An 11,907-nucleotide genomic window follows, 5' to 3' on the forward strand; every position below is an offset into this window, starting at 1 on the left:
TGGAAAAACCCACCTTTTAAAAGATTTTTCATAAAAAATTCACTTCTTTTTGTTCCTTTTTGTCGTTTTTTGTAGGTTCATCGTTAAGATGCGATTAAGCAACAAAGAAAGCGTTATCAAAAAAAGGGGGTTCACGTATGAAAAAGTTAGGGTTAGCTTCTCAAATACTCATTGCACTTGTTCTGGGTGTTATCGTGGGAGCGCTGTTTTATCAAAATGAAACCGTTATTAATGTGTTAACGCCGATTGGCGATATATTCATCCATTTAATTAAAATGATCGTTCTTCCAATTGTTATTGCTGCGTTGATTGTAGCAGTAGCTGGTGTAGGGGATATGAAAACCATCGGAAGACTCGGCGGAAAAACCATTCTTTACTTCGAAATTGTGACAACGATTGCATTAGCAGTGGGACTGCTTGCAGCAAACGTCTTCCATCCTGGTACAGGAATTGACATGAGCAACATGGAAAAAGGCGATATCTCTAAATATGAAGAGACATCGAAAGCTTCTTCCGAAAAAGCGAGTTTCTCTGAAACCATTGTGCATCTAGTGCCAACAAACGTTTTCCAATCCATTGCAGAAGGTGATCTATTACCAACGATCTTCTTTACAGTCTTATTCGGATTAGGAATTGCGGCAGTAGGAGACAAAGGGAAACCAGTATTAGGATTCTTTGAGGGTATACTCGAAGCCATGTTCTGGGTGACCAATAAAGTGATGAAGTTTGCACCATTTGGTGTATTCGCGCTCATCAGTGTGACGGTGATCAAATTCGGGGTCGGAGCGCTTCTCCCGCTAGGTAAACTGGTACTTGTCGTTTACGGTACAATGGCATTCTTCGTTATTGTCGTACTTGGCATTATCGCAAAATTAGCTGGAACAAGCGTCTTTACACTATTTAGAGTGCTAAAAGAAGAAATCATTCTTGCATTCTCAACAGCAAGTTCAGAAGCTGTACTGCCTAGACTTATGGATAAAATGGAGAAGTTCGGCTGCCCGAAAGCGATCACGTCGTTCGTTATCCCAACAGGCTACACCTTTAACCTAGATGGAAGTGCCATCTATCAATCCATTGCCGCCATATTTGTTGCACAAATGTACGGCATGCCGCTTTCCATCTATGAGCAAATTACGTTACTATTAATCTTGATGCTGACATCTAAAGGAATGGCTGGTGTACCAGGTGCATCAATCGTTGTTGTCATCACAACACTTGGTGCAATGGGACTGCCGCTTGAAGGACTTGCCTTCATCGTTGGGATCGACCGTATACTTGACATGGTTCGTACAACTGTTAACGTATTTGGTAACTCACTTGCCGCCATTGTCATGTCTAAGTGGGAAAAAGTTTTTGATCAAGAGAAATCGAAGAAGTATATTGAGGAATTAAAACAACAAACAAAAGCAGCGTAAAAGGAGATCTTTTCAAATGACGAAGCTACAGGACAAGCAAGTTCGAATCGAACGAGACTTTCTAGGTGAAAAGGAAGTAGACACTCAAGCGTATTATGGAATTCAAACATTACGTGCAGTAGAGAACTTTCCAATTACTGGCTACCATGTTCATGAGGAACTCATCAAAGCATTAGGGATTGTCAAAAAGGCAGCCGCACTTGCAAATATGGATACAAAGCGACTATATTCTGGTCTTGGGGAAAAAATTGTTCAAGCCGCAGATGAGGTTATTGAAGGAAAATGGAACAATCAATTTATTGTCGATCCAATTCAAGGCGGGGCTGGCACTTCAATGAATATGAATGCCAATGAAGTCATTGCAAATAGAGCGCTTGAACTACTAGGAAAGGAAAAAGGCGCTTATACTGAGCTAAGTCCAAACACGCATGTGAACATGTCGCAGTCAACAAACGACGTTTTCCCAACAGCGATTCATATTTCAACATTGAATATGATTGAAAAACTACTTTATACGATGGAAAACATGCATCAAGTCATGACGGAAAAAGCGCAGGAATTCGATCATGTGATCAAAATGGGACGTACGCATCTTCAGGACGCTGTTCCAATCAGACTTGGTCAGGAGTTTAGTGCTTATGCAAAGGTTCTTGCTCGTGATATTAAACGTATCAAGCAGTCTAGACAGCATTTATATGAAGTCAATATGGGAGCAACAGCAGTCGGAACTGGATTGAATGCTGATCCTAAATATATTCGTCAGGTGGTAGGCTATCTATCTGACATTAGCGGATTACCGTTAGTTGGAGCTGAAGACTTAGTGGATGCCACGCAAAATACGGATGCTTATACAGAAGTATCTGCTGCACTTAAAGTATGTATGATGAATATGTCCAAAATGGCGAACGATATTCGTTTGATGGCTTCAGGGCCAAGAGCAGGTTTTGGTGAGCTTCACTTGCCGCCGAGACAGCCAGGTTCATCCATCATGCCAGGGAAAGTCAACCCAGTGATGCCTGAGGTCATGAACCAAGTGGCATTCCAAGTCATCGGAAATGACCACACGATCTGTCTTGCATCAGAGGCTGGTCAGCTTGAACTGAACGTCATGGAACCAGTTTTAATATTCAACTTACTACAATCTCTCAGCATGATGAAAAATGTGTTTGAGTCCTTCATGGACAACTGCCTGCGTGATCTAAAAGCAGATGAAACGAGATTAAAAGAATATGTAGAAAAAAGTGCTGGTGTCATGACAGCGGTGAATCCGCATATTGGTTATGAAGCTGCTGCACGAATTGCAAGAGAAGCGATTCTTACAGGCGCATCTGTACGTGAGCTTTGTCTGCAAAATGATGTGTTAACAGAAGAAGAGCTTGACGTCATCTTGAATCCTTTTGAAATGACCAAACCAGGTATTGCTGGCGCATCACTTTTAGAAAAGGATCGTTTAGAAGATTAAGCGGCATCATGAGAAGCGCACACCGACAAAGTTCCGGTGTGCGCTTTTTCATGGATGTTTGTTTTTCTCAAGCTCACATAGTATACTATCGTCAATTATTAGGGATGTGACTGCGTTTGAATCTACTGAAAAAATGGCTGAATACAGAGCCTTATTTAATTGTGTTGCTCATTGTACTGACACCGATTGGCGGAGAGTTCAAATTTTATCCATTTGAGGACAGCTTTCGGGTCAGTTTTGGAACCGTTGTCTTTTTCTTTATCCTGCTTCAAATGAAAAAATTCCCGGCATGGGCAAGCGGTATTATTGCAGGGGTATCTGTTTTTGCGTTTCGCGTGCTTCTTGATACAGCCGTCACAGGTCATCTTCCGCTGGAAGAGGCGGTTTCATTAAGATTTCCTTCCCTTCTTTATTATGTCGTCTATGGCACGCTCTTTTATTTATTACAGGTCAGACGTTTCCGCGATCAGCCTTGGCTGATTGGTGCGACAGGCATCATCATGGAACTGTGTGCGAGCGTTGTTGAAATGATTGCACTTCGTGGCACCATTGATGAAATCTTAACGATGCGGACGCTGTTTCAACTATTTGTTTTGGCGATTTTTAGAAGCTTTTTCGTGTTGGCTTGTTATACAATGATTCGATTATATGAAGAGCAGGCGAGAGAGCGTCAGATGAAAAAGGAAAAGGAACATCTGCTGATGCTTCTGTCTAACCTTTACACGGAATCTACATACTTTCATAAAACACTTGCACATGCTGAGCACATTACAGCGACATCCTATCAATTGTATCAATCCCTGCACCACGCAAACGATGCGGAGTCATTGGATTTGAAAAAGCTCGGAAAAACAGCCCTGCAAATTGCAGGAGAGGTACATGAGATCAAAAAGGATAACCAGCGGATTTTTTCTGCATTATCAAAGCTGATTCATGAAGAAAATTTCCAGGCTTATGCAAGTCCTGCCCATATTGCTGGGCTTGTGATTCGTATCCATGAAAATTACGCAGAATCTCTTAAAAAAAACATTGTCTTTCATTATGATGAAGATGGGCAGCATCCCGCCTATCACGTGTATACCATTCTATCTTTGTTAAATAATATTGTTTCCAATGCTGTCGAAGCCATTCCAGTGGATGGAGAGGTGTCACTCTCTATTTCACAGAAAGAGAACCAGGTGATCTTTCAAATCAGTGACAACGGGCCTGGCATTAAAGAGCGTAATCATCATGTTATTTTTAAACCCGGTTTTACTTTAAAATACGACCAGGCTGGGAATCCATCAAGCGGTATCGGGCTTTCCTATGTGAAGGATACAGCGGAGAAGCTTGGCGGAAGTGTTGAGATGAAGAGTATCCCAAATAAACAAACGATTTTCACGTTAACGATACCAGTGGATCAAGTCAGTAGGAAAGAGGGGATTGGGAGATGAGATTTTTTATTGTTGATGATGATGAAGCCGTGCGTTCTTCACTGGCTCAGCTCATTGAAGATGAAGAGCTTGGCATTGTCGCAGGGGAAGCAGAGGATGGCGCAGAGTTAACGGCAAGCTACTTAAATGATTTGCACATTGATATCTTATGTATTGATCTATTGATGCCGGAAAGAGACGGTCTTGAAACGATTCGAGCCATTAAGGATGAGTTTCATGGGAAATACTTAATGCTGTCGCAGGTAGAAACAAAGGAATTAATCGGCCAGGCGTATACGCTTGGTGTTGAGTATTATGTGACAAAGCCAATCAATCGTGTAGAGGTCTTAAGTGTGCTCCATCTCATGATTGAACGTCTTCATTTAGAGCATTCAATTGAAAACATTCAGCACTCACTCAAATCCGTCATGCAGTTTCAGCAGCGCGGTCAGACGAAAACGAAGCAGCGGGGGAAAAGTCTTGCAGAGGCAGGTCAGTTCTTGCTGGCAGAGCTTGGGATTGTGGGTGAGAAGGGGTCTAAAGATTTATTAGATATGATTCTCTTCACAGATCAGTATGTAGCGCTGCATACCGATCATCACGATTCTTTTCCTTCTTTAAAGGTCATTTTTACCGGAATCACGGAGGATAAATTAAATGAGCCGTACACATCAGCAGACATTGCAAGAGAAGCGAAGGCAGCGGAACAGCGGGTAAGACGTGCGATCAACCAATCTTTGAAACACATCGCATCACTTGGGTTAACTGATTTTTCTCATCCGACCTTTGAAAATTATGCATCTAAATTCTTTGATTTCACCATCGTGCGAAAGAAAATGAGTGAATTAACAAAAGAGACGAGCGGGAGAGAAGAACACACCCGTATCAATGTGAAGAAATTTGTGCAGGTGCTCTACTACGAAGCAAAACGTATTTTTATGGAAGATTAAAAAAAGACATGCTCCCTCATGAGGGAGACATGTCTTTTTTGGTGATGGATTGCAGGTGCATCTGCAGCACGGAGCGTATGAGCTCAGGCGGTAAACGATGAGGCTGCAAGATTCCATTCAATGCAAGCCCATTGATGACCGCATAAAGCCGCTCAGTTTCGACTAAAAGATCGATATGATCAAGCAAAAGCCCATCCTCTTTTAATTTCATTAAACAATATTGGGTCGTTTGGAAAAGCTCGTCATACATCTTTGCATTGAGCGGCTGTAAATCTGGTTCAGTCAGCGACTTGACCGTAAAAGCCTGCCACACCTCCATTTCAAATCTTCGTTCTTCATCGAGTGGAAGAACCTGCTCCAATAACGCGAGGACATTTTCTTCCGTTGAACCGTTCAGCTGAAGTCCTGTCATCCGCTCTTTGACTCTTTCCTGAATCAATGTCATAGAGAAAAGAAATAGCTCCTGCTGTGTGGAGAAATAATGACGCATAGAACCCGCAGAAATGCCAGCTTCTACCGCTACTTTTCGTACAGAAGCGTTTTCCAATCCATCCTGTTTAATCACTCTCATGGCAGCTTGAGCGACTTTTTGTTTTTGTTTATGGTGATCGACGATTTTTGGCATACATTGATTTTAGCACAGCTATTGTTTTTTTAACACAGTTGTGTTATTTTTTATTTAATACAATTGTGTTAAAAAGGATGTGGGGAATATTGGTCGGGTTATTGATTGTGGCATGTGAAATTGGTTTTTGGCTGTTTATTCTGGTGGGTTTAACACTGCGTTATGTGTTTAGACAGAAAAAGTGGGGCGCCTTCTTTCTGGTCTGTACGCCGATTTTGGATCTAATCCTTCTTGCGGCTACTTATATGGATTTAAGGCAAGGGGCTGTGGCGAGTGTCATCCACGGGCTTGCGGCTGTTTATATTGGGGTGAGTCTCGCCTTTGGACATCAAATGGTGAAATGGGCAGATGCTCGGTTTGCTTATCGATTTGCAGGAGGCCCTAAGCCGAAGGGAAGACCTAAGTACGGGAAGGAACGGTCAGTGTATGAAATGGTCAGCTGGACGCGGCATTTCGTCTCTTATGTCATCGGAGCTGGTCTGCTATTTGGTTTATCCTATCTCATACAAGCACCAGAACGAACGGAATCACTGATGCAGCTCGCCGGTGTGTGGGGGATGGTCTTAGCCATTGATTTCGTCATTAGCATTAGCTATGTGATCTGGCCGAAAAAACACCCGCAAAATATAGCCAGCTAACAAAAAAGACAGGCGGATTCACTCCGCCTGTCTCAGCGTGTAGACAAACCCTCGCATTCGTTGTCAGTCCTGCGCGCTGGTGCTCACGAATGTCAAATTCGTTCCGCGCCAGTGCTCGTCCTTCCTAGACTGCAAAGGTTTTCTATCACGCTGAAAAGAAGACAAAGGGCTAAAATAAACATCATTTTAGCCCTTTGTCAACAATCTAAGACAGGCAGAATCACTCCGCCTGTCTTTTCTTATGATGAAAGCCCTTTGTAAATGGTGTCAATATTCCATTTCATCATCTTATAGTAGCTGTCTCCGTCTTCACCTTTCTTTCCAATAGAGTCAGTGAATACTTTTCCTTTAATCGGAACCCCGGTTTCCTCAGATAAGCTTTCAAGGCTGCGTTGATCGACACTTGTTTCAAGAAAGAGCGCAGGAACTTGATGATCTTTGACAAAATGAATGATGCGCTTCATTTGTCCAGGTGTTCCTTCACTTTCTGTGTTGATCTCCCAAATGTAGCCTGCTTTCAGTCCATAGGCATCTGCAAAATACTTGAAGGCTCCCTCACTTGTCACAAGGAGCTTTTTGTCTTTTGGCAGCTGATCAAACTTGTCTTTTGCTTCATCGTGAAGCGCTTGAAGCTTTTTGATATAGGCTTCTGTATTTTTTTCGTAATCCTCTTGATGCTCAGGGTCCGCTTCAATAAGCGCATCCCGGGCATTTTGAGCATAAAGAATCCCATTTTCGACATTCAGCCAGGCGTGGGGGTCCTGCTGGCTTTCGAGTCCTTTTGAAGACAAGTGCTTTACTTTGACGCCTTTACTTAGTTCGGCTACAGGTGCATCATCCCCATCCTTGCCACTCGATTCGAGCAGCTTTTGAAACCAGCCGTTCCCTGTCTCAAGGTTTAAGCCATTATATAGAACAAGGTCTGCATCCGTTGTATGCTGAACATCCTTTGGCAGTGGGTCGAATTCATGTGGGTCTGTACCAATGGGAACAATGCTGTGAATAGAGACGTGCTCTCCGCCTACTTCCTTCACAATGTCATAAAGAATGGAGTAGGTCGTGACGACTTTTAATGTGCCGTCATCTTTGCCGGAATTATTTTGTTTAGTAGAACAGCCTGCGATGACCACAAGGGCAATGAATACTGCGATCAAACGGATTGCAAATACCTTCTTCATATATGTCCTCCTTTTACATAGACGCTTCCTTTTTTAGCTGCGTTCGTTTTCGTTTAGAATTTAATGATCTCCATAGAATTCCTTGCTTTGGTGAAAAGATAAAGGCACTCCCGAATAAAATGGTCGCGACCAGCACGATAGAAGCGCCAGACGACAAGTTATACGTAAAACTAAGCCCAAGTCCCACGACGGCAGAAACTGCACCGAAAAAAGCAGATAAATAAATCATGATCCATAGCCGGTCTGTTAAGAGATAAGCAGTGGCTGCCGGCGTAATAAGCATGGCAACGACAAGAATAATCCCAACAGTTTGCAGTGACGCAACGGTCACAAGGGTCAACAAGGTCATGAGAAAATAATGGATCATTCGATTCGGTAAACCGTAAACCGAAGAAATGACCGGATCAAATGAACTAATGAGCAGTTCTTTGTAGAAAACGATAACAGCCAGCAGGATAAAAATGCCGATGCCAAGTGTAATCCACATATCAGATGACCGAACAGCTAGGACGTTTCCAAACAAGATATGATATAAATCACTGGAACTTTTCAAAAATGTGATTAAAATGATTCCGATTGAGAAAAAGGCGGTGAAGACAATGCCGATGGCAGAGTCATTTTTAATGCGGCTGTTTTGACTCACGTATCCGATCCCAATCGCTGTTAACACTCCAGTTAAAACGGCCCCGAAGAAAAAGTTAATTCCCAGCATATAAGAGATGGCGACACCTGGCAACACTGCATGCGAAATGGCGTCTCCCATCAGGGCCATGCCCCGTAAAATGATAAAGCAGCCAATGACCCCGCAAATAATGCCTACCATGACGGATGTAAATAACGCTTTTTGTAAAAACGCATATTCAAAGAGTCCGGTTAAAAATTCCATTACACGTCTCCTCCTGCTGTTTTTAAGAATGGTAGCTGCGTTTCATATGCCTCCAGCATGACCTCTGGGCGAAGGATGTCGTGTACAGGTCCAGCTTTGATGAGTTTTTTATTTAACAGAACGAGGTGGCTGAAGTAATCATCGGCTTTACTTAAATCATGATGGACAACCAAAATGGTTTTTCCTTCATCCCGTAATTCTTGCAAAATGCGAACCATCGTTTCTTCACTGGCCATATCAATCCCAACAAACGGTTCATCCAAACAGAAGAGCTGTGCGTTTTGCGCAAGTGCTCTTGCAAGGAAGACACGCTGCTGCTGACCGCCGGATAACTCACCAATCTGTCTTTTGGCAAAGTCCTGCATACCGACCTTTTCTAAACAGTGGTACGCATATGCCCGGTCTTCTTTTTTCGGACGTTTCATCAGGCCAAGCTTCGGATATGTTCCAAGTAGCACGGTATCCAGCACATGAATAGGAAACGTCCAGTCTAGTTCATTTCTTTGTGGTACATAGGCGATCTGTTTTCTGACTTGTTTAAAGGGCTGTTCAAAAAAGCGAATATCCCCTTGGTCTTTTTCAATTAAATCCAAACATGCCTTGAGTAAAGACGATTTACCGGCACCATTTGGACCTATGATTCCTGTCATCGTTCCTTCCTGTATGGAAAGAGAGATGTTCTCTAATGCATCCTGCCCGTGATATGAGACATGAAGACGGTCGATTGTTAAAGCATTTGGCATCTCTTGCGGCCCCTTTCAATCATCATTGCACTTCCTAAAGATATATGCATACATTAAATAATTTTGACTAAAGGATGAAATGATTCTCTAATGCTAATTTGTTTCCTTAAGGAAACTTTTATTTCATTCTAAGTGTATGTCCTTCTTTTGTAAAGAGAAAAGCTGCTTTTTCTGTCAGAGGTCAAACGATCGTTTTTATGTTATGCGGGGAGCGGGGGACATGAGCTTGGATTATTGAAAATCCATGTGGCAGGATTGGGCATAAAAAAACCAAACATTTGCTCATAAATGATTGACAGCTGATCAGAACTCCTCATATAATAAAGATAATTCAATATATGAATATGTGCTCATATATAATAATCACAGCAGCTGATAGGTTTGATTGAATCAGGGAAGGCTACTTATATAGAAAAAGGTGAGAACATGAAAAAGATGAAGGATGAATACGTATTAAGCGGTCTTGATTGCGGCAACTGTGCACGTAAAATAGAAACAGGTGTCAGCAAAATGGATGGTGTTGAAGCTTGCTCTGTTAATTTTGCGACAGGCACATTGACTGTTACGCATGCAGATAAGCAAGAAACGATGTCAAGGCGCATTGAAAAAACCGTTCAGTCCATTGAACCTCATGTGAGTGTATCACCGAAAGAAGAAGGACATCATCACGATCATGAGCATGGGACGAAAAGGTTAAAAACGATTGTGCTGAAATTAATTGGCGGTGCAGTCATTGGAACAGCAGCTTTCTTTATACCTGAAGATGGTGTATTAAAGTTCATTATGTTCTTCGCAGCATATTTACTAGTCGGCGGTGATGTGGTTTTTAAAGCGCTGAAAAATATCGTGCGCGGCCAAGTATTTGATGAGAACTTCTTAATGACGATTGCAACGGTTGGTGCTTTTGTCATTCAGCAATATCCAGAAGCGCTTGCTGTCATGCTGTTTTACCAAATTGGAGAGCTCTTCCAAGGGGCGGCAGTGAACCGTTCAAGACGATCAATTAGTGAATTAATGAATATACGTCCAGAATACGCGAATCTAAAAGTAGGAAATGAAACGAAAAAAGTGAATCCGGAAGAAGTAAAAGCCGGTGACCGTATTGTCGTGAAGCCAGGTGAAAAAATTCCGCTGGATGGGCTCGTTGTTGAAGGTTTCTCGCTCGTAGATACATCTGCATTAACAGGGGAGTCGGTGCCGCGGGATGTAGAAGCGGGAAAAGAAGTTCTTGCAGGATTTGTGAATCAAAACGGTATACTTGAAATTGAAGTGCAAAAAGAGCTAAGTGAATCGGCAGTGACGAAGATTTTAGATTTGGTTGAGAATGCGAGCAGCCGAAAAGCACAGACAGAAAATTTCATCACAAAGTTTGCAAAATATTATACACCGGCTGTCGTCTTGCTTGCCTTATTGCTTGCCTTTATGCCGCCGCTTCTCTTTCCATCGGCACAATTGTCTGACTGGGTGTACCGGGCACTTGTCTTTCTCGTGATCTCTTGTCCTTGTGCTCTTGTTGTGTCCATTCCATTAGGATTTTTCGGGGGAATTGGGGCAGCTTCTAAACGAGGCATCCTTGTGAAAGGCAGTAACTATCTAGAAGCATTGAATTCTGTGAGATATGCTGTATTTGATAAGACGGGCACACTCACAAAAGGAAACTTTACGGTGACCAATATTGTCACAACCAGTGACAAGTGGTCAGAAGAGGAGCTGCTTTCTTTTGCAGCACTGGCAGAAGCCCATTCCTCACACCCTATTGCAGAATCGATTAAAGCGGCATACAGCTCGCCGATTGATGAAAGCCAGATTGAAGCATATGAGGATATCGCGGGACATGGAATTAAAGCGACCATCAGCGGTTCCCATGTCTTAGCGGGAAATCATCGATTGATGGAGCGAGAAGGCATTGCGTATGAAAAAGAAAAAAGAAGCGGAACCGTTGTGTACATGGCGATTAACGGTGAGTTTGCTGGATCGATCTTGATCGCAGATGAATTGAAGGAAGATGCAATCGAAGCCGTCTCTGCTCTAAAAGCGTCTGGGATTCAAACTGTCATGCTTACTGGTGATGCTAAGCAAGTCGGAACTGCGGTCGCCAAGCAAATTGGCATCGACGAAGTACATGCAGAATTATTGCCGCAGGATAAAGTAACGAAAATAGAAGAAATTGATCAGAAAAAAGCGCCTCAAGAAAAGCTGTTATTTGTTGGGGACGGCATTAATGATACACCTGTATTAGCAAGAGCAGACATAGGAATTGCAATGGGCGGGCTTGGATCAGATGCAGCTGTCGAAGCGGCTGATATCGTCATCATGACGGACCAGCCATCAAAGGTAGCAGAAGCCATTGCTGTCGCAAAACGAACAAGAAGGATTGTATGGCAGAATATTGCATTTGCCCTTGGTGTCAAAGGCATTTTCCTAATACTCGGTGCATTCGGTATTGCGACCATGTGGGAAGCCGTCTTCTCGGATGTCGGTGTCACCGTACTCGCTGTTTTAAATGCCATGAGGGTCATGAAATAAAATTGTAAGGAAAATTTCATGAATACCATCTTTCATAATGGACCCCCTCTTGTTAAAATAGAAGAAGTTGGA

Annotated in this window: 10 protein-coding genes; 6 read left to right on the plus strand and 4 right to left on the minus strand. The window is 42.7% G+C overall.

The window, feature by feature from the left end:
- Positions 1 to 137 precede the first annotated feature (137 nt).
- From ACP7A0_RS08580 to ACP7A0_RS08595, 4 genes are all read left to right on the plus strand, one after another.
- Positions 138 to 1,415: a cation:dicarboxylate symporter family transporter gene (locus tag ACP7A0_RS08580; RefSeq protein ID WP_003213370.1), complete on the plus strand. Its 1,278-nt coding sequence runs from the start codon at positions 138 to 140 to the stop codon at positions 1,413 to 1,415.
- A gap of 16 nt (positions 1,416 to 1,431) precedes the next feature.
- Positions 1,432 to 2,877 (plus strand): aspartate ammonia-lyase, encoded by a 1,446-nt coding sequence (gene aspA / locus ACP7A0_RS08585; RefSeq protein ID WP_426004850.1) that lies wholly within the window; start codon positions 1,432 to 1,434, stop codon positions 2,875 to 2,877.
- A gap of 116 nt (positions 2,878 to 2,993) precedes the next feature.
- Positions 2,994 to 4,310: a sensor histidine kinase gene (locus tag ACP7A0_RS08590; RefSeq protein ID WP_095285779.1), complete on the plus strand. Its 1,317-nt coding sequence runs from the start codon at positions 2,994 to 2,996 to the stop codon at positions 4,308 to 4,310.
- Positions 4,307 to 5,239, plus strand: coding sequence for a response regulator (locus tag ACP7A0_RS08595; RefSeq protein ID WP_034659991.1), 933 nt, complete (start codon positions 4,307 to 4,309; stop codon positions 5,237 to 5,239). Before ACP7A0_RS08590 ends, ACP7A0_RS08595 begins: the two co-directional genes overlap by 4 nt.
- Before the next feature lie 16 nt (positions 5,240 to 5,255).
- Here the strand turns inward: ACP7A0_RS08595 and ACP7A0_RS08600 are convergent, their stop codons facing one another.
- Positions 5,256 to 5,864 carry a TetR/AcrR family transcriptional regulator gene (locus ACP7A0_RS08600; protein ID WP_307500239.1) on the minus strand — a complete coding sequence of 203 codons (609 nt, stop codon included), beginning with the start codon at positions 5,862 to 5,864 and terminating at the stop codon, positions 5,256 to 5,258.
- 89 nt (positions 5,865 to 5,953) lie between these two features.
- Between ACP7A0_RS08600 and ACP7A0_RS08605 the strand changes: the two genes are divergently transcribed.
- Positions 5,954 to 6,502 (plus strand): hypothetical protein, encoded by a 549-nt coding sequence (locus tag ACP7A0_RS08605; RefSeq protein WP_034659988.1) that lies wholly within the window; start codon positions 5,954 to 5,956, stop codon positions 6,500 to 6,502.
- A gap of 239 nt (positions 6,503 to 6,741) precedes the next feature.
- Here ACP7A0_RS08605 and ACP7A0_RS08610 read toward each other — a convergent pair whose 3' ends face one another.
- From ACP7A0_RS08610 to ACP7A0_RS08620, 3 genes are read right to left on the minus strand one after another with little or no spacing between them, the layout of a single operon-like run.
- Complete coding sequence (locus ACP7A0_RS08610) at positions 6,742 to 7,680, minus strand: metal ABC transporter substrate-binding protein (protein WP_034659987.1); 939 nt, start codon at positions 7,678 to 7,680, stop codon at positions 6,742 to 6,744.
- Between the two features lie 13 nt (positions 7,681 to 7,693).
- A complete protein-coding gene (locus ACP7A0_RS08615; RefSeq protein WP_034659985.1) occupies positions 7,694 to 8,566 on the minus strand; it encodes a metal ABC transporter permease in 873 nt (290 codons plus the stop codon).
- On the minus strand, positions 8,566 to 9,309 hold the full coding sequence (locus tag ACP7A0_RS08620; protein WP_426004855.1) for a metal ABC transporter ATP-binding protein: 744 nt from the start codon (positions 9,307 to 9,309) through the stop codon (positions 8,566 to 8,568). Before ACP7A0_RS08620 ends, ACP7A0_RS08615 begins: the two co-directional genes overlap by 1 nt.
- A 426-nt stretch (positions 9,310 to 9,735) precedes the next feature.
- On the opposite strand from ACP7A0_RS08620, the gene ACP7A0_RS08625 reads away from it, so the two are divergent.
- A complete protein-coding gene (locus tag ACP7A0_RS08625; protein ID WP_187704160.1) occupies positions 9,736 to 11,835 on the plus strand; it encodes a heavy metal translocating P-type ATPase in 2,100 nt (699 codons plus the stop codon).
- Positions 11,836 to 11,907: the final 72 nt, after the last annotated feature.

This window comes from Bacillus sp. DWP3-1, assembly GCF_049896565.1.
GTDB lineage: Bacteria > Bacillota > Bacilli > Bacillales > Bacillaceae > Bacillus.